Source organism: Paraburkholderia sp. SIMBA_053, assembly GCF_046534895.1.
GTDB classification, from domain to species: domain Bacteria; phylum Pseudomonadota; class Gammaproteobacteria; order Burkholderiales; family Burkholderiaceae; genus Paraburkholderia; species Paraburkholderia caledonica.
The window spans coordinates 337,044-360,404 of record NZ_JAWRXU010000006.1; the positions used below are offsets into that span (position 1 = coordinate 337,044).

The 23,361-nt window shown below is 57.2% G+C and carries 17 protein-coding genes and 5 pseudogenes; 12 read left to right on the forward strand and 10 right to left on the reverse strand.

Annotated features, from left to right (window positions below):
* The first annotated feature begins 59 nt into the window (after nt 1–59).
* On the forward strand, nt 60–455 hold the full coding sequence (locus SB753_RS20995) for a DUF779 domain-containing protein (protein WP_410801616.1): 396 nt from the start codon (nt 60–62) through the stop codon (nt 453–455).
* Nucleotide 456: 1 nt separating this feature from the next.
* On the opposite strand, the gene eutC is transcribed toward SB753_RS20995, so the two are convergent.
* The 4 genes from eutC to SB753_RS21015 all read right to left on the reverse strand — a co-directional run bounded on the left by eutC (nt 457) and on the right by SB753_RS21015 (nt 5,292).
* The gene (eutC, locus tag SB753_RS21000) at nt 457–1,278 is read right to left on the reverse strand and encodes an ethanolamine ammonia-lyase subunit EutC (RefSeq protein ID WP_410801618.1); all 822 of its coding nucleotides are present in this window, start codon (nt 1,276–1,278) and stop codon (nt 457–459) included.
* Entirely contained in the window at nt 1,275–2,669 is a 1,395-nt protein-coding gene (locus tag SB753_RS21005; RefSeq protein ID WP_410801620.1) for an ethanolamine ammonia-lyase subunit EutB, read from the reverse strand. Before SB753_RS21005 ends, eutC begins: the two co-directional genes overlap by 4 nt.
* Nucleotides 2,670–2,712: 43 nt before the next feature.
* Nucleotides 2,713–4,116 (reverse strand): ethanolamine permease, encoded by a 1,404-nt coding sequence (gene eat, locus SB753_RS21010; protein WP_410801622.1) that lies wholly within the window; start codon nt 4,114–4,116, stop codon nt 2,713–2,715.
* Between the two features lie 723 nt (nt 4,117–4,839).
* Entirely contained in the window at nt 4,840–5,292 is a 453-nt protein-coding gene (locus SB753_RS21015; RefSeq protein WP_410801624.1) for a hypothetical protein, read from the reverse strand.
* Between the two features lie 777 nt (nt 5,293–6,069).
* On the opposite strand from SB753_RS21015, the gene SB753_RS21020 reads away from it, so the two are divergent.
* Together SB753_RS21020 and SB753_RS21025 are read left to right on the forward strand one after the other, a co-directional pair.
* Nucleotides 6,070–6,243 carry a hypothetical protein gene (locus SB753_RS21020; RefSeq protein ID WP_410801626.1) on the forward strand — a complete coding sequence of 58 codons (174 nt, stop codon included), beginning with the start codon at nt 6,070–6,072 and terminating at the stop codon, nt 6,241–6,243.
* Nucleotides 6,244–6,680: 437 nt separating this feature from the next.
* A pseudogene (locus SB753_RS21025) lies at nt 6,681–7,453 on the forward strand (recombinase family protein); the annotation flags it as partial.
* Here the strand turns inward: SB753_RS21025 and SB753_RS21030 are convergent.
* Both SB753_RS21030 and SB753_RS21035 read right to left on the reverse strand, forming a co-directional pair.
* Nucleotides 7,441–7,659 (reverse strand): annotated as a pseudogene (locus tag SB753_RS21030) (chromosome partitioning protein ParB); the annotation flags it as partial. The pseudogenes SB753_RS21025 and SB753_RS21030 sit on opposite strands and share 13 nt — an antisense overlap.
* A pseudogene (locus SB753_RS21035) lies at nt 7,656–7,790 on the reverse strand (chromosome partitioning protein ParB); the annotation flags it as partial. The pseudogenes SB753_RS21030 and SB753_RS21035, both read right to left, overlap by 4 nt.
* Nucleotides 7,791–7,792: 2 nt before the next feature.
* Here SB753_RS21035 and SB753_RS21040 point away from each other — a divergent pair.
* The 7 genes and pseudogenes from SB753_RS21040 to SB753_RS21070 all read left to right on the forward strand — a co-directional run.
* Nucleotides 7,793–8,487: pseudogene (locus SB753_RS21040) on the forward strand (plasmid partitioning protein RepB C-terminal domain-containing protein); the annotation flags it as partial.
* Between the two features lie 696 nt (nt 8,488–9,183).
* Nucleotides 9,184–11,727: a type VI secretion system Vgr family protein gene (locus SB753_RS21045; protein ID WP_410801628.1), complete on the forward strand. Its 2,544-nt coding sequence runs from the start codon at nt 9,184–9,186 to the stop codon at nt 11,725–11,727.
* A gap of 8 nt (nt 11,728–11,735) precedes the next feature.
* A complete protein-coding gene (locus tag SB753_RS21050; RefSeq protein WP_410801630.1) occupies nt 11,736–12,539 on the forward strand; it encodes a DUF4123 domain-containing protein in 804 nt (267 codons plus the stop codon).
* A 34-nt stretch (nt 12,540–12,573) separates the two neighbouring features.
* Nucleotides 12,574–15,144 (forward strand): T6SS effector BTH_I2691 family protein, encoded by a 2,571-nt coding sequence (locus SB753_RS21055; RefSeq protein WP_410801632.1) that lies wholly within the window; start codon nt 12,574–12,576, stop codon nt 15,142–15,144.
* A 10-nt stretch (nt 15,145–15,154) separates the two neighbouring features.
* Nucleotides 15,155–16,120 (forward strand): DUF6708 domain-containing protein, encoded by a 966-nt coding sequence (locus tag SB753_RS21060; protein WP_410801634.1) that lies wholly within the window; start codon nt 15,155–15,157, stop codon nt 16,118–16,120.
* A gap of 304 nt (nt 16,121–16,424) precedes the next feature.
* Nucleotides 16,425–17,210, forward strand: a complete 786-nt coding sequence (locus tag SB753_RS21065) for a DUF6708 domain-containing protein (protein WP_410801636.1) — start codon at nt 16,425–16,427, stop codon at nt 17,208–17,210.
* Between the two features lie 42 nt (nt 17,211–17,252).
* On the forward strand, nt 17,253–17,537 hold the full coding sequence (locus SB753_RS21070) for a PAAR domain-containing protein (RefSeq protein WP_408426642.1): 285 nt from the start codon (nt 17,253–17,255) through the stop codon (nt 17,535–17,537).
* Nucleotides 17,538–19,465: 1,928 nt separating this feature from the next.
* Here SB753_RS21070 and SB753_RS21075 read toward each other — a convergent pair.
* Nucleotides 19,466–19,861 carry a helix-turn-helix domain-containing protein gene (locus SB753_RS21075; protein WP_410801638.1) on the reverse strand — a complete coding sequence of 132 codons (396 nt, stop codon included), beginning with the start codon at nt 19,859–19,861 and terminating at the stop codon, nt 19,466–19,468.
* Nucleotides 19,862–19,957: 96 nt separating this feature from the next.
* Between SB753_RS21075 and SB753_RS21080 the strand changes: the two genes are divergently transcribed.
* Both SB753_RS21080 and SB753_RS21085 read left to right on the forward strand, forming a co-directional pair.
* On the forward strand, nt 19,958–20,401 hold the full coding sequence (locus SB753_RS21080) for a hypothetical protein (protein ID WP_410801640.1): 444 nt from the start codon (nt 19,958–19,960) through the stop codon (nt 20,399–20,401).
* A gap of 238 nt (nt 20,402–20,639) precedes the next feature.
* Nucleotides 20,640–21,031, forward strand: a pseudogene (locus SB753_RS21085) (recombinase family protein); the annotation flags it as partial.
* A 114-nt stretch (nt 21,032–21,145) separates the two neighbouring features.
* Here SB753_RS21085 and SB753_RS21090 read toward each other — a convergent pair.
* The 3 genes from SB753_RS21090 to SB753_RS21100 form a co-directional block, all read right to left on the reverse strand.
* Nucleotides 21,146–21,790, reverse strand: coding sequence for a hypothetical protein (locus tag SB753_RS21090; RefSeq protein ID WP_410801642.1), 645 nt, complete (start codon nt 21,788–21,790; stop codon nt 21,146–21,148).
* A 150-nt stretch (nt 21,791–21,940) separates the two neighbouring features.
* Nucleotides 21,941–23,194, reverse strand: a complete 1,254-nt coding sequence (locus SB753_RS21095; RefSeq protein ID WP_027210529.1) for a DUF3322 domain-containing protein — start codon at nt 23,192–23,194, stop codon at nt 21,941–21,943.
* A partial coding sequence (locus tag SB753_RS21100) for a hypothetical protein (protein ID WP_410801644.1) occupies nt 23,169–23,361 on the reverse strand: 193 nt, incomplete at its 5' end. The genes SB753_RS21095 and SB753_RS21100, both read right to left, overlap by 26 nt.

The window sequence follows — 23,361 nt, forward strand, 5'->3', positions numbered from 1 at the left end:
AAGTGTTGATTGCAGAGCGAGCCGCATTGTGCGGCTCGCTGTGTTTAAGCGAGGGTACGATGACCGACGGAAAAGAAGTAGCGCGCGTAATTGCAACTCCTGCCGCTATCCAGTTGATCGACTCGTTGCGCACGGAACATGGCGAGGTGCTGTTTCACCAATCCGGCGGATGCTGTGACGGCAGCGCACCTATGCTGTTTCCGCAGAGCGAATTCATGGTCGGTTCGTCCGACGTGAAACTCGGTACCCTGGCAGGCGTGCCGTTTTACATGAGCGATTCGCAGTTCGAGTACTGGCAGCACACGCAGTTAATTATCGATGTGGTGCCAGGCAACGGTGGCATGTTCTCGCTGGAGCGGCCAAGCGGTCTGCGCTTTCTGACCCGTTCCCGCTTGTTCGACGACGACGAGAATGCGTGGCTCGAAGCGCACCCCGTACAGCGTGTCGATGCGTGAGCTATTCCGCAGTTGAGTTTGGGTTCGGGTTTCCGCTTGGGGCGGCCTCGGCGCTGATTGCGGCTGTTGCCGGCGCGCCCGGCAGCGATGCGTCGCTATCGTCTTTCAGGCCCACGCCGGTGACACCCAGCCGGCGTGCATGCGTAAGCAGATAATGCAGTTTGTGCGCGGCAAGCGGATAGTCGAGTCCTTCAGGACGCACGTTTGAAATGCAATTGCGTTGTGCGTCGCTGCAGCCCACCTTCGGCGCATGTGTAATGTAAATGCCGAGACTATCCGGCGAACTGAGACCGGGCCGCTCCCCGATCAGCATCACGACGATCTTTGCATTCAGCAACTCGCCGATCTCGTCGCCGAGTGCAACCCGTGCCTGCCGCGCGACGACAACAGGCCCGATCGCCCAATCCACGAGTTGCGGAGTGACAGCCTGCAGCAACGGAACGGCTTGTTTCGACGCGGCAAACGCCGACAAACCATCGGCAATCACGAACACTACATCGGGCGACTCGCCGGGTAATTGCGCGAGCGCTGCGCGACTCTCTTTGGATAGGCGCCGGCCGAGGTCGGGACGCCGCAAGTAGTGCTCGCGGTCGGGCGCAGCGCTGTGCACATCTAGCGTTCTGAAGTTGTGCGCACGCAGTTGCGCGTGCAATGCGTCTGTGTCGAGCGGATGGTGCACGGCGTCGCGCGCTTGTGCATGCGAAAGATTGAACGCGAGTAAAGGCGCAGTGGGGAGGCTGTTGCCTGCTCGACCCAATGCAATACGCGCGTTGGTGAACTGGCGCAGTGCATTCCAGGGGTTCTTGTCGACAGAGTCGCTCATTCGATACCCATCCAGTCGCGCACACCTTCCAGCAACGGTTGTTGTGTCGACGCGCTCAGCAATGCGCCGCGCGCGTCGGCGATCTGCATCGACTCAAGCCATTCTTCAAACTCGGGTGCGCGGCGCAAGCCGAGAACATCGCGCACATAGAGTGCATCGTGGAAAGAGGTGCTCTGATAATTGAGCATCACATCGTCTGCACCCGGAATGCCCATGATGAAGTTGATGCCTGCCACGCCGAGCAACGTGAGCAGATTGTCCATGTCGTCCTGATCGGCTTCCGCATGATTCGTGTAGCAGATGTCGCAGCCCATCGGCACGCCCAGCAGCTTGCCGCAGAAGTGATCTTCGAGGCCCGCGCGCGTGATCTGCTTGCCGTCGTACAGATACTCGGGGCCAATAAAACCCACCACGGTATTCACGAGAAACGGATTGAACTTACGTGCAACCGCATAGGCGCGCACTTCGCAAGTCTGTTGGTCGACGCCGAAATGCGCGTCCGCCGACAACGCACTGCCCTGCCCCGTTTCGAAGTACATCAGATTGTTGCCCACAGTACCGCGTTTGAGCGACAGCCCCGCTTCGTACGCTTCCTGAAGCAGCGAGAGTGAGATTCCGAAACCGGCGTTCGCTTTCTCGGTGCCTGCAATCGACTGAAACACGAGGTCGACGGGCGCACCTTTTTCGATGGCGGCGATCGTGTTGGTGACGTGCGTCAGCACGCACGATTGTGTCGGCACCTGATAACGCTGCCGGAATTCGTCGACCATCACCAGCAGTCTGGTGATCGCTGCAAGATTGTCGCTGGCCGGGTTGATGCCGATCATCGCGTCGCCACAGCCGTACATGAGGCCGTCGAGCATCGAAGCCGCGATGCCCTTCACGTCATCCGTCGGATGATTCGGTTGCAAACGCACCGACATGTGTCCCGGCAAGCCGACCGTGTTGCGAAAGCGCGTGATCACCGGACGCTTGCGCGCCGCCGCGATCAGATCCTGATTGCGCATGAGCTTTGACACGGCTGCGACCATTTCAGGCGTGAGGCCGGCGGCGATGCGCGCGAGCGCATCGGCATTCGTCGTTGTGCTGAGGAGCCAGTTTCGAAAGTCGCCTACCGTCAGATGCGAAATCTCGGCGAACGCCTGCGGCGAATGATCGTCGATGATGAGACGCGTGACTTCGTCGCTTTCATACGGAATCAGCGCTTCGTTGAGGAACGTGCGTAGCGGCACTTCGGCGAGGGCCATCTTCGCGGCCACGCGCTCCTCTTCGCTCGCCGCCGCGACGCCGGCGAGTTGATCGCCGGAGCGTTGCGGGCTCGCCTTCGCCATGAGTGTCTTCAGATCGGCAAAGCGATAGGTACGGCTGCCGATTGTCTCCGTGTAGCTCATTTTTACGACTCCAGCGCCGCTGCGCGCGCAGCGGCTTCATCCGTCATTCTTCGAGCAATGCGTCCGCTGGCGCGGCCTCGCGTTGATGGCGCGTCAACAGAAAATAGACGTAGCCTAGCGCGAGGAAGATTGCGAACACTACTGCCACCAGAAAGTTGAAGTACACCATGGTCGCCAGACAGATTACCGCGGCGACCAGCGCGAACGCCGGGAACAGCGGAAACAGCGGCGCGCGGAACGGACGCTCCATGTTCGGCTCCGTGCGGCGCAGCTTGAAAAGCGACAACATACTGATGATATACATCACGATAGCGCCAAACACGGACATCGTCACGATGTTCGCCGTGAGTGTCTGGCCGCCGAACTGGATCAGCTCGTCACTGTAGATCGCTGCGATGCCGATCACGCCGCCGGCCAGAATCGCGCGATGCGGCGTCTTGAAGCGCGGATGTACCTTGGAGAGCCACTCAGGCAGATAGCCCGCGCGTGCCAGCGCGAAGATCTGCCGCGAATAGCCGAGGATGATCCCGTGAAACGACGCGACCAGACCGAACAGGCCGAGCCACACGAGCATATGCATCCAGCCGCTGTGTTCGCCGACGATGAACTTCATCGCTTGAGGCAACGGATCGTTGATGTTCGACAGCTTGGTCCAGTCGCCGGCCGCGCCCGCGAATACCATCACACCGATGGCCAGCACGACGAGCGTCAGGATGCCGGCGACGTAGGCAATCGGGATCGAGCGTTTCGGGTTTTTCGCTTCTTCCGCGGCCATAGCAACGCCTTCGATTGCGAGGAAGAACCAGATCGCGAACGGGATGGCCGCGAACATGCCGTTGATCGAGCCCATGCTGAACGTATCCGCGCCGGCCCATCCGCCTTTCGTGAAGTTAGACCACTGGAAGCCCGGCGATACGACGCCCATGAAGACGAGCAGTTCGAAAATCGCGAGCAACGTCACGCACAGCTCGAAAGCCGCCGCGATCTGTACGCCAACGATATTGAGCGCCATGAAGACGAGGTACGCGCCCATTGCCGCGTGTTTCGGCTCGAGGCCAGGAAACTGCACGTGCAGATAGGCGCCGATTGCGAGCGCAATGGCCGGTGGCGCGAACACGAATTCGACGAGCGTCGCCGCGCCGGCCAGATAACCGCCGGTCGGACCGAACGCGTGACGCGCGTAAGCGAACGGTCCGCCCGCGTGTGGAATCGACGTGGTGAGTTCGGTGAAACTGAAAATGAAGGTCGTGTACATCGCGGCAATAAAGATCGCCGTGACGACGAAGCCGAGCGTACCGGCGCTCGCCCATCCATAGCTCCAGCCAAAGTATTCGCCGGAGATCACGAGGCCAACCGCGATGCCCCAAAGCTGCCACGTGCCGAGCGTCTGCTTCAACTCGTGATGCGTGACTTTACCGACGTGCTGACCGTTGGACTCTGATTTCATCGGGCGCTCCGTGAGTTTGCCGCTGCTCGACGCCGCAAGGCTTTGCGGTGTGCGCGCAGGCAGGCTTTCGCCGATGGTAGTGAGCCATTATTCGAGGTGGTATCGAAATTCGGCAAAGTTGGGGGGTGGGAGGGGTGGGTGGTTTGCTGGCGGTTTGTTTGCGCTTTCTATGGTTTTTATAATCTTTGTATGTGTATATGTAGTAATAGTTAACAAGGCGCGCTCATCGTTGTGGATAAGTGTGAAACTGCGTTGTGGATCACGACGTTACAGGGGCGATAACCTTGCGCAGCAACTGTGGGCAGCGGGCTTGAGTTGGGGATAAGTTTTGGTGCGGCTGCCTGCGAGGTCTGTTTATCAAAGTTCGCCCCACAACGGGTGAACGGGCTTTTACAGGGGTTGTGCAGAGGGTGGTGGGGTAAGTCGTGCGATGCGCATTGCATCGGTTCGTGATTGCGGGAGTTTCATTCTGATACTGACGTGAGCAAACGTGTCCTGCTACCTCAACGCGGCCGATCTCGCCCCATCCACCAGTCAATTCGGGTTCGCTCAATGCTGACCGCGCCCATTATGATCGGCACGTCGTTCAAGGTGAGTTACGAAGACGCTGTGGCGCCGGATTACCTGTGTCATCGTGGCGCAGAGCAAGGATGACCAAGCACATGTAGCAGTCGCTTTGCCACCGTTCGACATAGATATCGTTTCATGGCGCGCGTGTTGTGGTTACTCGGCAAAAGCAATGGTGAGCGTGACTATCATCGATCGCAAGTCAGCGCGAACCGATATCATCCCCCAGTTGAAGACGAACGAATCGACGCCTTGTGAAGTCGCAACGCGCGTCGTTTGCGCCTCTTTCATGATGAGTTTTACCAAGGTCTTTTTTTCTCGGATCAGGTCGTCATCAATCGCCGACCAGTCCTGTTTGCGAATGCTTCCGTCGTTCCAAAGACAATCGATCGCCGCAAATCTTCCTTCGTAAAAACGTGCTCCCACCGCAAAGGAGTGCCCCCAAACAATTATCTCGTCGACGCTGAAGGACTCCCACCCGTTCCGAGCGTCTAGCGCCTTCCAGCCGGCCTCGATCACATCTGCCGCTGTTGTGCGGCCAGGCGCGAGTACCAGCCCTGTGCCGATATCCAGTTCGCCAGTTGCAAAATTGAAGATGCCCGACATCATTAACTCCCTATGTTCAATTGTGTCAGCACGAAGTCGCGGAATTGAGTCGATCCGAATTGGACTTCGTTCCAAGAAGCGACGTGTATCAATGCCCTGCTGGCAGACGAGGCATTCATCATCTATGGGAGACGGTGAACTGCCGATATACCGTTCGAAGCGGTCTTCGCGCTGCCGTTGACGCGAACGGCAGAAGAGGGTCGTGTAGCAGGACGGGCAACCGCCGGAGGCCGTACGGATTGGAACCTGTAATCAACGGACTACAAGTCCGAAATTGCGATGACGATACGGATTTCTATGACGGTCTATCAGTCGGAGCAACTCTGTCCCATAGTCACAAAACTGCGGCGCCAGTCGCACTTACTCTGCCACCCTACAATTCTCGACAACAACCAACCTGTAGCGAGACTCAAAAGGTGAGATTTTTGGGCCCGTCAGACAAGACGCTGCGGACCGTGGGACGCATCAGATGAGATTTGGGGAATCATCGCGTGAGATTTTTTGCCGCGGTATTGAACTGGCATTACAACGGGTACTTTCCTGGTAACGTTCTCCCATCGCCCATCGGGCCCTCGAGAGCGAACCACTCGATGCACGTCGGCGGTCAAGAAATGTCCAAGTTTCTGAAATTGGCCTTAGCGCGCCAGACAGACAGCGATGGCTGTTTAACGAAGCAACTACCGAGTTAAACCCTTCTCTATTCCGTCTCCGACCAGCGGTTTCGGCAACTGGTCGAGGCGTCGGCGTCTGCCCGTCGCAAACCCGACCTGGAGGGCATCCATGAAATCTCCTCGCCTCTGTCTCGCCTGTGGCAACGCGTTCGTGCCGCTGCTGCATGTCCCTCGTCAGCGTTACTGCTCGTCGGAAGCTTGCCAGCGCGCTCGTCGACGCGACTGGCAGAACCACAGGCTCCGTATCGACCGCGACTATCGCGACAACCAGGCCCGTGCCTAGGCGAGATGGCGCGCAGGCCACTCCGACTATTGGCGCGAATACCGAGCCGCACATCCGGCGTACCGGAAGCGCAACAGCAGCATGCAGCATGCGCAATGCACGACGGAATTTTAAGCCGATTGCAAAGATGGATGTCATCGAACTCCCCCGGCCGCTGGGCTCTGGCTTCTACGTGCTGCGTCATGCGGATGATGCCAGCGCTGCAAAAATGGACGCGTGGACCGTCCACATAGCTGTGCTGTCTGCGCCACCAGCACCGCCCATGTGATTGCAAAGAGATGACGTGATACACATTGGCGTCGGGCCTGCTATGTTTGCCTCGTCACCGTTCGCTTTCAAACGCCACCGCCTGATGTGAAGCCGCAGCGTTTGCACTTTGGGGCTCCCCTAGCGCTCGGTGGCTGCCGCGTGTCTGTGTCTGAGTTGCGGAGCCGAGCATGTCATTCAATAACGCGGGTGGAGCTGTCGTAGCCGGTTCCCTGACCGGAGGCGCGGCTGAGTACGTCCGTATGTTGACCGAGCACCAGCAATATTCGACCGAGAACCAGCGCGACCGAATTCGGGACTACGCGACCCGCCGAGGATTCGAAATCGTCCGCACCTATGCCGACGAGGGTAAAAGCGGTCTTCGAATCGACGGTCGCCGGGCCCTCCAGAATCTCATCTCCGATGTTACCAATGGAAAGGCGGATTTCTGCGTAATCCTTGTCTATGACGTGAGTCGTTGGGGGCGATTCCAGGTCGCGAGGAGAGCGCGTATTACGAGTACATCTGCCGCCGTGCCGGCATCCAGGTTGCGTACTGCGCCGAGCAGTTCGAAAACGACGGGTCACCTGCCTCGACCATCGTCAAAGGAGTCAAGCGGGCATTGGCTGGTGAGTACAGCCGCGAATTGTCGGAGAAGGTTTTCGCGGGCCAGTGCCGTTTAATTGAAATGGGTTTTCGACAAGGAGGACCAGCCGGTTATGGGCTTCGCCGGGTATTGGTGGATGAGCACGGACTCATGAAGGCGGAGCTGTGCCGGGGCGAACATAAAAGCCTGCAGACGGACAGGGTAATCCTCACGCCGGGGTCGGAAAGCGAGGTGCGAACTGTCAATCTGATCTATATCTGGTTTATCGACGAGTTGCTCGACGAATACGAAATCGCGGCTTGCCGGAACGGCATGCACGTGCGGACCGACCTTGACCGGGAGTGGACTCGAGCCACTCCATCCAGTAGAACATGTTGTCCGGAAGACTGGTCCGCCGGCGTTACAGAGAGCGGTTCGATGAGGCCTACTGCCTCAATGGAGGTCCGTATCTGCTTGAATTTACGCGACTCGACCACGAGAGTCGGTATTCTGCGCGATGGCAAGATGTTGGAGACCAGCACCGACAACGGCTCGGGGATGAATCCAAGGGTTACGCCAGTCATGTGGCACTCCCGGTTGGCCAAACGCGTTCGGCAAGATACTTCGGCAGGCAGGCCAGTCTCTCCGCGCGCAACAAGTTGATGAAGTTCTCATCGGCAAATAGTTGCCTCAATGCACCGACCACAAATAGCAAGTCATCTGCGCTTACTCGCCATCCTGGAGTTGAGGCGCGAACGGGCTGCCTGTCTTGTCGCGACCGACGATGAGACTTACACGTACAACAATCGCGTGAATCGCCTTTCGACAATCCTAGAGCACTATATGATTCGGCGTGTGATTGAGCGAGGCGTATCGCCCGAGCGATTGGCGAAAGCTCGTTCCGTGGATGTAACCCAAATCATAAGAAGATGTCGCTGCTCGACGGCGTGTGCCCAGAGGCGCCTGAACTTCTCGGGGACCGGCAGTTCTCGCCGGAGCTTGTTCGCGCTATTCGAAAAATGAAGCCCACACGGCAGGTTGAATGCGTTGAACTGATGGTGGCCGCGAACAATGTGTCCGTCTCTTACGCCGAGGCATTGTTGGTAGCTACGCCGGCAGCACTTCTCGTGGAGGGCAAAAAGCCACGCAAACTGACCGGCGTTAGCCCCGAGCAGATGGCGAAAATGGAGCGGGAAATGAGCAACCTGCAGGGGCAGTACAAGCTCGTTGAACAGAACTACGGTCAAGATGTGTTGAATCTTGTGCTTGCGAAAGGGTATCTCGTCAAGCTCCTCGAAAACGAATCTGCACGGCAATACGTTGCCCAACGCCATCCGGATTTGATGGCAGAGTTCGAGTCCGTCATTGCAACCATTTCTCTCGACCAGCAGCAATCCAGCGTGGCAATTTAGTTGGGGGCCGCTCAGAGTTACCGTCCACGTTGTGTCGCCGTCTCGCAAAAGCGCCAATACGCAAGCAGCAGTTGCTGCGTTTATACTATCTACCTTAAATAGTTTCACGCAAGCCTGCGACCCAGTGATTGACGCTTGTTCGGTTTTGGCCGTGCTAATAGCAGCAACGTTGGTCGCAAGCGACCTTCTCGATGAAGCGCCGGCGCAGCATCATTCTATTCATAATGCATAAAACGGAACTCTCCGGTTATCAGGGAGGCCTTATACCGCATCGCCCGGTTAGTACTATTGGAAGAACAGTGCGGCTTGGCTAGTATCGCGGACAACGGCCAATCGACCGGTCGGGAAAGACTACCCATGGCGCAGCCAGTTAATGGTTTCCAATACATAAAATGCGCGAGCGCTCACCAGGTGGCGCGAAGACCGTCGATTCACAATGGCGGCAACGCCGACCACTCGTGACTGCGAGAGTTCCGGGTCACAATTCCGACGCACTCGGCGCGCACAGGTGCTGGCCGCTACCTAAGCAACCTTGTTACGGCTGGCCATCGTCGAGGAGCGGCAAAAAATACCTTTTATGTTCCCAGATGAGTAAATGGTGTCGAATGGGATAGCTGCTGCACCGGTTTTACAAAAATTGTCCACCGCGGATTTTCATCATATTATTCGGCGTGGCAATTTGCGGCTTACTCGAAAATGACGATAAATGACCTGGCAACAGTGCTGAGCGCGGGGATGGACCAATCCCGACGCTTGTTGAAACTCGATACTGCGTTGGGCGCAAACGCGCTAGTGCCAGTCCGCGTCGTCGGCACTTCGCGTATTGGCCGCAACTACGACTTTACTGTCGATGTCGCTTCGCTAAAAGATTCGATAGAGCTCAAAACCCTCATTGCGAAACCGGTTACGCTCTGGACGCAACAGACTGACTCGTCGTATTTACCGCGTCACGGCTACGTTCATACTGCGAGATTTTTGGGCTCCGACGGCAGCGTTCAGCTTTACCAGATTAGTTTTTCGTCGTGGCTGCATTTCCTGAAATTTCGCAGTGACGCGCGGATATTTCAGGACAAGACGGCAGAAGACATCATTTCGACGGTATTCGACGTGCATCCCCAGTCACGCGGCGCGTATCGCTTTGACCTGCGTAACCAGCTACCTCCGCGGTCGTTCTGTGTTCAATATGAAGACGACTGGAACTTCGTGCACCGGATTATGGAAGCCGAAGGTCTATTCGGCTATTTTGAGCAGGCGGGGGATGGCAAAGCGCACACGCTGGTCATCACCGACGACCTCTACACCGTTAAAGCTCTAACGCCGCAAGAGGTACCGTTTTATCGTGCGGGCGCTGGAAGCGAAACGGATGCGATAGTTCAGTTGGGTGGAGCGCGCACGTTGCAAAGCACGAGCTACACCACGCGCACATTCGACTATAAGAACCCAACTTTTAGCAAAGAGCTGTCCACACCGACAGTTGATCAGCAGGGCGACCTGCCCGACCAGGCGGAGGTCTATGAGTACACGGGCGCCTATACCTATCGCGACAGTGCTCGCGGCAACGCTTTGTCAAAGACCCGGATGGAAGAATGGGAGTCCCGCGCGAAGCGCTTCTTTGCGACGGGCAGCGTACGGCGGGCCGATGTGGGTCGCTGGTTCCAACTTGACGGCGCAACCGCTCTCTCGTCGGATAGCGCGGAAAATCGTCAGTTCGCGATTTTGGCAGCGACCTGGTACATTGAAAACAATCTACCGGTTTCGACCGGAACACATTTCCGCCATAGCCTCCAGTCACAACTGGTTGAAGCTCGCTCATATCACGCGGGTTCGTCGGACGTCTTCAATGTAAAGGACGCGTTGGGCGGCGAAGGTTTCTTCCTCGTCGAACTCGAAACTCAGAGACGCACCGTTCCGTTTCGTAGCCCCTTCGAACACCGTAAGCCCCTGATGCATACCCAGACCGCGACGGTGGTCGGCCCGAACCAGGAGGAGGTGTTCACGGACAGCCTCAATCGAGTCAAAGTGCAGATGCACTGGGACCGCTTCAGCGGCGCAGATGAAAAGGCTTCTTGCTGGTTGCGGGTGATGTCGCCAAATGCTGGCGGGACGCTAGGCGGGGTATTTGTCCCGCGTGTGGGACATGAAGTGGGAATCGTCTACCTCGACGGCGATTGCGACCGACCGGTCGTCAGCGGCAGTCTGTTCAACGGACAGCAGACGCCGCAATGGCATTCCAACGGCCTGCTCTCGGGTTACAAATCGAAGGAATTTCAGGGCACAGGCTTCAACCAGCTTGTCATGGACGATTCGACAGGCCAGAACCGCGCACAGCTTTTTAGCAGTACGTCCGAGAGCTACCTGCATCTGGGATACCTCATAGACCAGCAACGTAACACTCGCGGCTCCTTCGTCGGGAAGGGCTTCGACCTCAAGACGAATTCTTACGGAGTGGTACGTGCGGGACAGGGCATGTATCTGTCGACTTACGCGCGGGGCGGCACGTCGAGCCAGCCGCTCGATGTGAAGGAAGCGCGTCAGCATCTTGTCGATTCGGGCGGCGTAGTGGAGCGGCGTTCAGAAGTGGCCACCAGTAGTCAGGCGGAAGGGCTGCAGGATGCGCAGGACACTATCAACGACTTCGCCGCCGCGACGCAAAATGCCGTTCAATCGAGCACAGGCGGCGGCAACACGGGCGGGGGTGGGACAGGCGAGGCGAACGGTTTCTCCCATCCAGTGATGCTGCTGGCAAGCCCATCCGGTATTGGGCTGTCGACACAGAAATCCATTCAGGCCGCGGCGACCGAGCACGTCAACATCGTGAGTGGCGCCAGCACGCACATTGCCGCGTCCAAGTCACTCATTGCAAGCGTGGGCGAGAAACTTAGCTTTTTCGTGCAGAACGCAGGCATGAAGCTATTTGCGGGTAAAGGAAAGGTCGAGTTGCAGGCCCAGTCGGATAACGTGGAAATCACGGCCGATAGGACGGTTATGGTCGTTTCGACCTCTGACGCCGTCAATATTACTGCGCAGAAGGAAATCAAACTGACAGCGGGAGGTGCCACAATTCGCATCGCCGGCGGCAACATCTATGTACACGCGCCAGGTCTCATCGAAGTGAAAGGCAGCCAGCATTCATTCGAAGGACCGGCGAGCGAGAACAGTACGGTCCAACTACCGTCCACTGAAGCCTGTGCGCAAAAGTTCGGTTCCGCCGCGCGGGCCGGTGCCGCCATTGTTGACTAGGCGCTCCCATGGACCTTTATCTGATTGTTGAGCCGGACAATGGGCATGTCGACCTTGGCGCGGCGCCTCGAATGTTTGAGATTGGCGAGATTGTTCCCCCCGCCATGCCTGAGTTGAAGGGCGTGATGCCGATTCTGTATGCGATTGAGCATCCGGAACAGCAGGTACCCGTCATCCAGGCTATCGCGAGCAAGGACCTCGAAGCTGGTCGGCCGCCACGGGCGTGCGCACTCCTTGAGACTCAAGCGAGCGCCGAGGACCTGATGATCTCTCTCAGTAGCGCCATCGCGTTGGCTCGCGAGTCCGAGGGATATTCCGTATTTCGCTTTTACGACCCTCGAGTCTTCCGGCACCTTCCGTGGGTGCTTCAACCGGAGCAGCTTTCGGCGCTTTTCGGGCCGGTCAATCGTTGGCGTTACCTTGACAATAGCCAAGGCTGGATAACAGTCGAGCGTCCACTCGAACCTGTGTTGCCCTTCAAGCCGACGGCGGTGCAGCGCGCGACGTTGACGCGGCTTCACCTCATTGAGAAGGCGTTGAAATCCATCGTCGAAGCGGGCGAGGCTACCGACCATCGCACGGCGCGCCAACTTGATTTGCTCTTTGAAAAAGGCGCCCGTTACAACCTCACCGACGAGGACCTTGCGGTATTCGTTGTTCAGGGCGCACTCGTTTCCCCTCACTTTGACCGACATCCCAAAGTTATTGCAGCCCTGCAACGCAGCGCGTCTTCGTCCTATGCGGAGGTCACGACACAATGGTCCGACGAAGAATGGGCGCAGATTTTCCATGACACCCAGTCGTACGAGTGACCGCGACAGCGAATAACGAAAAGAGAGAGCCATCATGGCAACCGCAAGCAACATTCCCAAGGTACAAGCCGCGTCAGCGAACGCGAAAGCAAATGCGGCCGGCCCGACTAGCTGTGACATGTGCGAGAAAAAGGGCCTTCTTATCCTGCCCGTCCGTTACGCCGCAGCTGCGGCAAGCGGCGCGCACAATCTCGGCGCGGCGACCGCGCTCGCGTTGCCCAAAGGGCAATTTGGCGATGGTGTCACAGCAGTCGGCGCAAAGAAGGCCAGCTACTTCCTGCGCTCGGTTCGAAAGGGTTTCATTCACGTCTACTATCCGTCCACTAATAAGTGGAAGATTTACGGTGTCACGACAGAGGGCTACGTCTTCAACTACCCGCTTGATGCCGACCTGAACCCGGCCCAGGAAAAGGCGTTCAGTTGCAAGCAGGCGGGGCATATGCAACTCGCGCAGTGCATCAGCATCGAACATCCCAAGAAGGCAGGTAAGGTTTATCTCGCGTTCAGCGATGTGCGGTGGACTGCGCCAGTACGCAAACGCTATGAGACAAACGAAAGCGGCTGTCGTGACCATCGGATGCAGATGCTCGACGCTGCGGGTTGGGCGAGCGGCAACCACACTCAGAAGCACGCAGAGAAGATTGACCATCTTGCAGACTTTGTGCTCGAGTACAAAGGTGGGCTTGCCATCGCAGCTTCCGGTTCGCCCTTTCACATCGTGGACCGGACAGGGCAAGCCCAGGCTCTCAAGGATTCCATGGATTCGCATGACAAAGGACAAGGGCTTTTCTTTGCGCTGTGGGACCCAGCTGGTATCACGCAGGAAATCAATACTGAACAGGTTCTGGCGTATGGCGCCGCGATGGCGCCCTATCAACGCAAGCTGTGGACCGCTAGCGCCATTGAGGGGCTTAAAACCGCAATCGAAGAAAGCGCAGAGCAGGACGAAAATGCTGCGGCAGAACGGCTTAAGGGCCAGACGGCCGAATCCTACGCGCTTTATTCGCTTTTCGATGGAGGGAAGGCCTACGAGCGGCAGGTACGGTCCATCGATGCCCAGAAGGACCGCGAAATGGAATCGGTCAAGGCGGCCGCTTGGAAGCCGTACACCGAGTCTTACAGTCCGAATGCGGTCACGCAGTTCCGCAATGACATGAAAAAGAACATGAAGCAGGTGGAGGACAGCACGCTCAATCCAATTGCGGATGACCATGTCGCCTGGTTAAAGAGTACTGCTCTGAGGACTGTATTCGCATTCGACTATCACGAAAAGGACCTGGTCAAGGGCGTCGACTACGCGGCACTCTTTCATGCGTGCATTGCTGATTCTGCCGACCGTAAGCAGGTGTTCGACCTGATTTTGCAATGGGCGCAGGGGGACGTCATGGACCGCCACAATCCACTGTTGCGCTCGCTGGTTCTCAACCACGACCCTACCGCAGAGAAGGTCAAGGAGACAGCCGGATTTCCTCTCAAGGAATTGCGTGAACCGCTCGCGAAGCTCATTGAATCCAACAACGTCGCTAACGAGATACTCGAAAAGGAGGAGGGTGGCCTGCTACTGCGCGCGGACAAGGTTGGCGCCAGCATCATCCATCAGGTCGGTGGACCTATCGCGAAATTTATTGCACGCGGCGGCGATGCCATCAGCACCAAGGTGTTCATCACCTGCATGTGTCTGCGGACAAGAACTACCGTCATCTATAAGCCGGTGGAAGGAAATCTTAATCAGTGGCTTTCATATATGGCCCGGGAGATGTACGAGCAGATGCCGGCGAACCGGCGGCCGAGTCTGAATTCCCTGAAGGACAACCTGCGCAAGTCGTTCAAGGCCTCCTCACCTCAGGATGGACCCATTAAAGTCCCGCAATACATACTCTTCAATGCCGACGAGGCTCTTGCAGCATCGACAGAGGCGAAGTCCGGTCGAGCCATTGGGAACGCGATATTCGGACCTGGTGTGCGGGCGGTGCTGACGGAGGAGAACGTGACGTCGAGCTTCCTGCCAAAGTTTCGTGCCGTGACGCAGGGCGAGGTCGGCTACGGTGTGATTGGAGTCATCTTCAATGGCGTGAACTGGATGCTCGCAAGCGAGGAACTTGAAAAATCAAGCGCCTTGAACAAGGCCGAGAACAGGCACAAATTCTGGGCCGCAATCGTGTCAACGTGGGCCGCGGGTGGCCAGACCGTGGGTAATGGATTGAAGGCGTTCGGCGAGTTGCGACTGCGGTACTCGGCGGTTATGGCACGTTATGGAACGTTCGTCGAAATCGCGGGCAGGACAATTGGGGCGGTCGCAGGACTGGTCGGCGCCTGGTATGACTTTAAACAATTCCAGAGCGAGAAAAAGGAAGGGCATGCGGTACTAGCGTGGCTGTACCTGTTTTCGGCAGGCGCCAGCTTACTGCTATGCATAGCGACCATCGTGGGCGCAACATCGCTTGTCTTCCCGCTGCTACTTATTCTGATAGTTATCGGAATATTGATAGCATGGCAAAAACACCGTGAAATCAACGAATGGCTGAGCAAGTGTATCTTTGGCACTGCCGAAGAGAAGTTCTCGCCGCAGGATGAACAGAAGCAGTTTGAGGCTCTGACCTCATAAGCGAGATGCTATGGCATATGACTACATGACCCGAGTTCCACTGAATCGTGCCGTAACTGACATAGAACGGTCGCGACGTGTCGACGTGCACAAGCCAGTCGCAGACGAGGCTGCAGATGCTTACACGGTCTTCGGCATGAACGATACATATCTTGAGATTTGCGACGCGTCATACTTCCAGCTTGGCTGGTGCTTGCTCGCATTTCTAGTGGGTTTCCCAGGATTTCTTTTGCTAACTATCGCCGCGATTCAAGCGGCAACGGAAGTCAATCCAATAATGGTTCAGAACGGTGACCAAGGCTGGTTTAGCGCGTCGATGTGGTTCATGAGCGCATTGATGCTCGCGGGATGCGCATTCAGTATCGTTCTCTTGCGCAGGGACTGCTTCAACTACCGCCACAGGTCGGTGAGGTTCAACCGACGTACGCGAATGGTTTATGCCTTCAGGCACAACGGTCGTAACGGTGTCATTCAGGTAGCTTGGGACAAAGCCTTCTTTTATGTGCAAAGGCAGGCCTCAAACTCGGCGTTTGGAGGGGCGCCGACGTTGATGCGGTGCCTCGTTCTCAATGATGCAGGTAAGGTCGTGGACACCTTCAGTTTTGGGCTGCGCACGGTAAACGGTGCAAGTGAATCGTCCGATTATGGACGACAGGTGCTGTATCAAGTGAAGGCGAACTTCGAGTTTATCCGACGTTACATGGAAGACGGTCCGACCGCACTCCCGCCGGTGAGCGAGTATCTGCCGCGCGAACCGTCGTTACGAAACTCTATTCGAGTGCGATTCTATGGATTGGGAGCTATTGGCCGAGTCAGCGTGGGTCTGCGCATCTTCTCGTTCATGATTAGCGGTCCGGTTTTCTTGCTGTCGGTGCTGCATTACATCGCGCAGTTGACAAGTCGTGAGCCCGTCTGGCCCACGGATGTCGAGACCGCGTGCGGGAATATCGAACCTGCTACGCTCGTGCGCGCGTAAAGTTCGCTTGCGAAATATACTGCCTTCAGTTTGCGGCCTTCGCCATCCAGCGCTGGAGCAGCATGGGTGCGAAACTTCGTCGATTACGACTTGCTTCGGTGCTGCGGCGCTTCGGTTGGGAATGCATGACATACGACTACATGACGCGGGTTGTCCTTAACCGCCCCGTCACCGAGAAGGAAGCTTCAAGACGCGTAGATGTTCGCAAGCCGGTAGCAGGCGAAGCCGCAGACGCCTACACGGTCTTTGACATGAACGACACATACCTCGAAATTTGCGACGCATCCTTTTTTCAGGTGGGCTGGTGTCTTATGGCTTTTCTGGTTGGGTTCCCGTCCTGCTATTTCTTGCCATCTCGAACGCCATGGACTCGATAGACGTGCCCGCGGCGATTGTCCGCAATGGGGACGCGGCCTGGTTCAGTGCGTCCGGTTGGGCTCTATGTGCCGTGGCGCTTGCCGGCTGCGCCTTTACCATTGTCCTACTACTCAAGGATTGTTTTAACTATCGCCATAAGTCGGTCAGGTTCAACCGTCGAACACGGATGGTCTATGCGTTCCGCCACAACGGCCCGGGCGGTGTCGTTCAGGTTCCGTGGGACGAGGCATTCTTCTATGTGCACAGGCAGGCTTCCAACTCAATGATGGGAGGAGCGCCAACGATGATGCGATGTCTTGTGCTAGACGACGCCAGTAAGGTAGTCAACACATTCAGTTTCGGCTTGCGCACCGTAAATGATGCCAACGAGTCTTCCGAATATGGACGACAGGCTCTCTATCAGGTGCAGGCAAACTTCGAGTTCATCCGGCGATATATGGAAGAAGGCCGGACAGCCGTTCCGCCGGTGAAGAAGTATTTGCCCCGGGAACCGTCCTTGCGCAACTCGATGAGCGTCTGGTTCTATGGGCTAGGCGATATTGGTCGCACGAGCTCGGCGTTGCGAGCCTTTTCCCTTGTGATGAGCGGACCGGTCTTCTTACTATCGGTGCTTCATTACATTGCGCAGTTAACAAGTCGAGAGCCCGTTTGGCCCCCGGAAGTCAAGGCTGCGTGGCGTGATATACAAGCCACACCGCTTGTGCGCGCCTAACGCGACGCCCATAACAAAGACATTGCTCTAAGAGATAAAGACATGGGACGTAGATTCATTGTTCAGGGCGACATGACTGACCGAAACGGCGTCGTGATGGACGGCATAACTGGGTCATCCTTGGACGGGAAGCCGCTGGCTTACGTCGGCGGCGTTGTGAAATGCCATAGCTGCGACAAGGAGGGCGTCATCATCACTGACGGTACACCACATACCGTATCGGTAATGGGTAAGCAGGTAGCATTGGAAAATGACCTTTGCAAATGCATTTGCGAACCGCTTCCCAAGCTCATTGCATCTCAGACACGTGGCTCGCTATCCACTTAGTGCTAGCGCAGTTCAGGATGACGCGCCTGCCTTGTCGTCATCCTTTCGCGACGTGGACTCCGCGAGCTGACCGGACAAGTCCTCGCACGCTTCATAACGTGCCCACGGCTCTTCGTCTGTAAGACGGTGTGATACCGCCCGCCCGTCTCGCGCACGAGAAGCTTGGGCTGCGCACCGGGCAGCAGTCCTAGCGCCAGCTCTCCCGGGAAATCGTCAGGAACCACATGCCGTGTGGTCATCGTCTTCTCTTTGATTCCGAGTATCGCCAGCATCGCGTCGCCCCGGGGTGTCCCTTTGACATTCCGGGCCTGCTGTTGAGCCAGCCCGCCGGTGTTTCGGTGCGGCCCAGATTCCAGGGAATGCAGAGGTCGACGCATCTGGACAAGCCCGCCGATAGATATATCGTCGGCACGAGCGAGTATCTGCAATAGCTCTCGTTTATCGGTAACGGCTTTCGTGCGCTCACGTGGGGTCGTCATCATCAGCTCCGTCAAGAAGACGTTCGGTGACATCGGCGTACGATGCGACCTCGTATAGTTCGCACCACCGCATCCAGACGTAGTCGACGTTAAACGACGAGCCTTGCCTTCCGACCGGCTCATAAATGCGTCCCGTCTGAGTCGTACCCTGCATGGTGACCGGGTCGAACGACACTATCGGGGAGCTGATGCGCCTCGACGAGTCAAACATGTCCACGCCAGCAAAAAATGCTGGTTCCCATCCTCCGTCTCGAATATGCGCCATCGAGACAACGGAATCTTCGGCAATTCGAGAGCGAGGCGTGGTTTCCAGATAGGCGTCGCAGTCTCCTGGTGGTGGAACGGCGAAACGGTCGCCTTGAGTTTAATTTGCAATGCTTTGTATTCCAGGAAAATTTCACTTTTTATTGTGCAAATATTTTCACCAGCGCAATGTGCAATATTTATTGAATTACAGCTCTTTGTTTGTTTCGCGATAAGGTTTTTGACTTCAAGAAATAAAATGGCCCGGAAGACGTATATTGTCGACCAGGCCATAGAAATGCTCTAAATTTTCATAAACACTGAGAAATAATTTTCATAAACACTGAGAAATAATTTTCATCTCAGTGAAAATGTTTTCACGAACTCTGAAAACCTACACAACCTGTAGACGGTCGCATATCCCGAGAAACTCGCCCTCGCCAGATAAGGCCTCCCCGCCGGGGCGGATGCATAACTTGAGAAAGACGGACGCATAAGCCGAGAAATTCCGACCAGGGCCACGTTAAATGCGGTGCGGTCGAAGCCCCAGAAACGACCTCTCCCGTCAGCGGACGGCGCTCGCGCACGTGCGCGATTTTCGAAAAACTACGCTTGAAGTAAGGAAATTCTAGCGATTTTCGCGGGTGATGGGAATCTGCCGGACGTGCGCCGACGACCATTCTGTATTTCCTCTCAGGCGGGCGAATTCGCTGGTGGGTCAGGACGGCCGCGGACGCCCGTCTCGACCCGACGCGGAGCGGCCCCATGAAATCGACCCGCCTCTGTCTTGCCTGCGGCAACGCGTTCGTGCCGCTGCTGCATGTTCCCCGTCAGCGATATTGCTCCTGGAAGGCTTGGCAGAAAAGCCGGTTCCGTAACGATAGTGACTAAAGCGACAGCCGGGCCCGAGCCCAAGCGAAATGACGCGCGGAACGGCGCATCCGACGTCTCGATAGCGCGAGACCGCAGCATGCGGCGCTTGTCCGGTGCGTCTCGATTGGGCTTCTCTACGCGTTGAGCAGTGACTTTGGGGTGACCGAATCGTGTGCAATTCCAGGCATGGACGGCTGTGTTTTGTCCGAAAAGTGTGCGATTCGTCTGCAAGCGTGTCCGAAAACTGTATGTTTCTGGCATGCCATCCTCCTAGGCAACGCATTCCGGTGTCGGTGTCTGGCTCAAAGTGCTTCATAGCGCGCGACGGCCAGGTCATTTTTCGTCGGACGTCGATGCCTTATAGGCCTCTACTGCGGCCTCGCGGGTCGCCCAATACTCCAGCACCGACGCCTTCGTGACGAATCGGTCGCTCCCCTTTTCATGATGTAGTTCCAGTTTCCCTTGCTCGAGCAGCTTCGAGATGTGCGGGCGGGACACGAATAGCAGGGTCGCCGCCTCGGCGATGGACAGGAAGTCGTCGGTATCATGCCGCCATGCGGGGTGCCGGCTCAGAACGTCAACAAGTATTGCCTCCACGCCGGCGGAGAGCTCGCGCCGAACGTCGGAGGGCAGACTGGCCCCAACACGCCCGAACATCTCGTCCATACGTACGCGCGCGAGCTGCACCGCATCGGCAATTGATGGCGAAATTTTCGCGTCTGTCGACATATTGGCTCCCGGGCGGGTAGAAATTGAGTGTAGCCCCTTTGTGAAGACACCGAAACGCGCCAGCTGCGCCCGTCGCAAGCCGAACTGGAGGGGCCCATGAAATCGACCCGTCTTTGTCTCGCCTGTGGCAACGCGTTCGTGCCGCTGCGGCACATTCCCCGTCAGCGATATTGCTCCGCGAAGGCGTGCGAGCGCGTCCGTCGACGCGACTGGCAGAGCAACAGGCTCCGTAACGACAGCGACTATCGCGACAACCAGGCCCGCGCCCAGGCGAAATGGCGCGCGGACCACTCGAGCTACTGGCGCCAATATCGGGCGGCGCATCCCGCGTATCGCGAGCGCAACTGCAGTATGCAGCCGTCGCGCAACGCGCGACGGAGCTCCAGGCCGATTGCAAAGATGGACGTCATCAGGCTTCCTCGGCCGCTGGACTCGGGGTTCTACCTGCTGTCTTACGCGGATGATGCCGGCGTTGCAAAAATGGACGCGTGGACCGTTCACATCGCCGTGCTGTCTGCACCGACAGCGCCGCCAACGTGATTGCAAAGAGATGACTTAATACGCATTGGTTTCCAGCCTGCTACCTTTGCCTTGTGGCCGTTCGCTTTCGAACGCGACCATCTGATGTGAAGCCACGACGCTCGCATCGGGCGCCCACTTGCGTCCGATGCCTGCCGCCTGTCGGTGTCTGAGTTGCGGGGTGGAGCATGTCATTCAATAACGCGGATGCACCGGTCGTCGCTAGTTCGTCTGCCGGGCGTGCAGCGGAGTACGTCCGGATGTCGACCGAATATATGCCGATGAGGGCAAAAGCGGTCTTCTAATTGACGGCAGGCAGGCACTTCAAAATCTCATCTCCGATGTCGTCAACGGCAATGCTGACTTCTGCGTCATCCCCGTCTACGACGTGAGTCGATGGGGTCGATTCTAAGACGCCGATGAGAGCGCGTATTACGAGTACATCTGCCGCCGCGCTGGCATCCAGGTCGCGTACTGCGCCGAGCAGTTCGAGAACGGCGAGTCACCGCCTCGACTATCGTCAAAGGGGTAAAGCGGGCGATGGCTGGAGAATACAGCCGGGGATTGTCGGCGAAAGTCTTCGCCGGCCAGTGCCGTTTGATTGAGATGGGTTTCAGGCAAGGAAGTCCCGCCGGCTACGGACTGCGCAGGAAGGACACTTCCAAATTAGACGCGAGAACGCTTCGCGAACGGCCGTTGTCGATTCGTGGAGCATTGACAACGCGAGCCGCGTCGTCCGTCATCGCGCCATGGCCAGCGGTTGAGCTATTTATGGACAAATACACTCAAATAGACCTTGATGATTTGTGCACATGTCGACGCGTACGCGAAGCCGACGATTTGGACGCTCAGTTCAAAATGGGCAAAAGTGGCGAAGGTGTCAGCCACGTATTTCCGTTGAAGGACCAAGCGCTTCAGCGAGCGCTTTGGTAAATCAAAGACGAGCTCACTCATCTTGAGGCCACGCCACGCCTTCACGCCGGCGAGGGGTGCGGTGAAAAGCAGTAGCACAAGCATCATGTTAGCCATGAGTGGGTCAGCGCGATGACGGAAGGGTGCTACATCGGTTGCGTAGGTCTGAGCTACGCTACTAAGGAGTGCGATGCCAAAGTAGAGCAACCCGAGGACGGCCGCACCGGTTCCGCCAAGAAAGACAATTGCCCCAAGGAGACGCTTTCGGATGTTCTTGCTGTATTTCCGAAAAGACCGTTGACTCCGGATAACAAAGAGCGGCGTGAATCCTGCGAAGGCTGCGACAACACAATCGATAGCCGTAACGCCCGTCTTCACCACGAACCAAGCTGCAACTATGGCCACGCACCTCGTGAACAGTTCCCAGCCGAGCTTTCGGTCCTCGCTCATGAGGCTCCAGTAGTCTTCAGTGATGCCGCGCTTCACGATTGCTGTCATGGTTTTCGAATTTGAACCGCTCTATTATCGGAGTTCCGGTAGAAGGGGAGGCCTAGAACTTTCCTCGGGCCGCGTTGAGTCGAGTGCGCGTTATCCCATGCGGCCGATTTGCCACACAGGCGTTGTCTACCCTGTGCCTCGGGGCCGTCGCTAACCATCGGTTGACTGCACCGCGCGGCAAAGCCCGTTCGGAGAAATGGATAGTCCCACGCCTTCCTCGACGTTAGTCCGACCCTCAAGCGCATGCACTAGCGTTTCTATCGACGTAGCCCAGTACAGACGCTCTTGCTCAAGACGGACGCGCTGCCCCCAGCTACCAGCACGTAGGTTGTCGTAGACGCGCCGCTCTTCAGCCGTCAGTTCATCAAACGGGACATTGGGACACAGTGAAGATTCCTCCACCCACAGCGGGCGGTGCGAAACCAGTGTTGCTTCGTCCATAAGTACCGACCGAAGCTGAGGCATGACCCTGCGGGCGCGGTCGAGAATTGCAAAACCGTGAGTGTCGATGTCACCCCAGTAGACAATCTGCGGCCCGCGCAACCATCGCAGGACATGCAACGCACTCACCGCATTACCAAGCCGCATGATTGCCACGGTACCCGGAACATCCGGGAGTGCCATGCCCGTCTCAAGATTCTCGACGATAACCACTGCCTTGGGCTCAATAGGCAGCGTCGCAAGTTCAGCTATAGGTGCCTCGATGTCACAGAGGCCACCGACCCGTTCGCGCAAGGCTGGGCATAGGAGTCGGATTCGGACCCTGTGCGCAGGTTTCCTCAGGCCGGACAAAGCATGGAAGTCGGTGTCGTCGACAGTGACTCCGCGCAACGACCGAAGGAGCCCCGCCACCAGGCCCGTTCGCTTCTCCAACCACTTCGTGTCAAGCCCCTCGACAGGAAGTTGCCGAAGATAGAGTCCGGAATCGGGATTCGCTTCCAGCCATGTCAACAGCGTCACCAGCCGCTCGAAGTCTGCCGGAAGGTAGTCGGCTAACACATCGAACCTCGATGCCAAGACCTTGTTTTTTGCAAGCACCGGCCAGCGATTCAACATCTGCTGATAGCGCTCCGTTGCAGTTTCCCAGCGCCTGGTCTGACCGACGGCAGCCGCAACGGCAGTCGCATTCGCGAAGCTCAGGCTGACAGGAAGGCGATGCCGTCCAAACCGAGCAAATTGGCGCTCTTCGAAGACAACTTCACCCGGACCCGTTCTCGACTGCCAAGCGGAAGCCCATGTGCGGACCGCCGAAGCATCATCCGCGATGTCCTTGTCGGTGGGAGCACCCAGCGCGACGACCAGCGGCCAAGCTCCCTCCCCAGCAAGCCAGCTCTCGTGCTGGTTATTGAAGCGACGAACAAGGAACTCGCGCGCCGACTCAGGAGACAGCAGTTTCTTCGGCATTGCGTACGTCCTGAGTCAACTTCAAGCGATTGGACTCGCTGTCGTACTCGATGGGTATGACGGCAGATTTCTTGCGGTCCTTTATATGCATGTTGATACGCGCATAAAACTGACCCATTTCCGATAGAAATTTGCATCGAAAATTGACCCACATGTTCAACTGCCTG

Excerpts from the sequence above, each read along its gene's own strand:
- SB753_RS20995 (WP_410801616.1), top strand. The coding sequence starts at position 60 with ATGACCGACGGAAAAGAAGTAGCGCGCGTAATTGCAACTCCTGCCGCT.
- eutC (WP_410801618.1), bottom strand. The coding sequence starts at position 1,278 with ATGAGCGACTCTGTCGACAAGAACCCCTGGAATGCACTGCGCCAGTTC.
- SB753_RS21005 (WP_410801620.1), bottom strand. The coding sequence starts at position 2,669 with ATGAGCTACACGGAGACAATCGGCAGCCGTACCTATCGCTTTGCCGAT.
- eat (WP_410801622.1), bottom strand. The coding sequence starts at position 4,116 with ATGAAATCAGAGTCCAACGGTCAGCACGTCGGTAAAGTCACGCATCAC.
- SB753_RS21015 (WP_410801624.1), bottom strand. The coding sequence starts at position 5,292 with ATGATGTCGGGCATCTTCAATTTTGCAACTGGCGAACTGGATATCGGC.
- SB753_RS21020 (WP_410801626.1), top strand. The coding sequence starts at position 6,070 with ATGAAATCTCCTCGCCTCTGTCTCGCCTGTGGCAACGCGTTCGTGCCG.
- SB753_RS21045 (WP_410801628.1), top strand. The coding sequence starts at position 9,184 with ATGACGATAAATGACCTGGCAACAGTGCTGAGCGCGGGGATGGACCAA.
- SB753_RS21050 (WP_410801630.1), top strand. The coding sequence starts at position 11,736 with ATGGACCTTTATCTGATTGTTGAGCCGGACAATGGGCATGTCGACCTT.
- SB753_RS21055 (WP_410801632.1), top strand. The coding sequence starts at position 12,574 with ATGGCAACCGCAAGCAACATTCCCAAGGTACAAGCCGCGTCAGCGAAC.
- SB753_RS21060 (WP_410801634.1), top strand. The coding sequence starts at position 15,155 with ATGGCATATGACTACATGACCCGAGTTCCACTGAATCGTGCCGTAACT.
- SB753_RS21070 (WP_408426642.1), top strand. The coding sequence starts at position 17,253 with ATGGGACGTAGATTCATTGTTCAGGGCGACATGACTGACCGAAACGGC.
- SB753_RS21075 (WP_410801638.1), bottom strand. The coding sequence starts at position 19,861 with ATGTCGACAGACGCGAAAATTTCGCCATCAATTGCCGATGCGGTGCAG.
- SB753_RS21080 (WP_410801640.1), top strand. The coding sequence starts at position 19,958 with ATGAAATCGACCCGTCTTTGTCTCGCCTGTGGCAACGCGTTCGTGCCG.
- SB753_RS21090 (WP_410801642.1), bottom strand. The coding sequence starts at position 21,790 with ATGACAGCAATCGTGAAGCGCGGCATCACTGAAGACTACTGGAGCCTC.
- SB753_RS21095 (WP_027210529.1), bottom strand. The coding sequence starts at position 23,194 with ATGCCGAAGAAACTGCTGTCTCCTGAGTCGGCGCGCGAGTTCCTTGTT.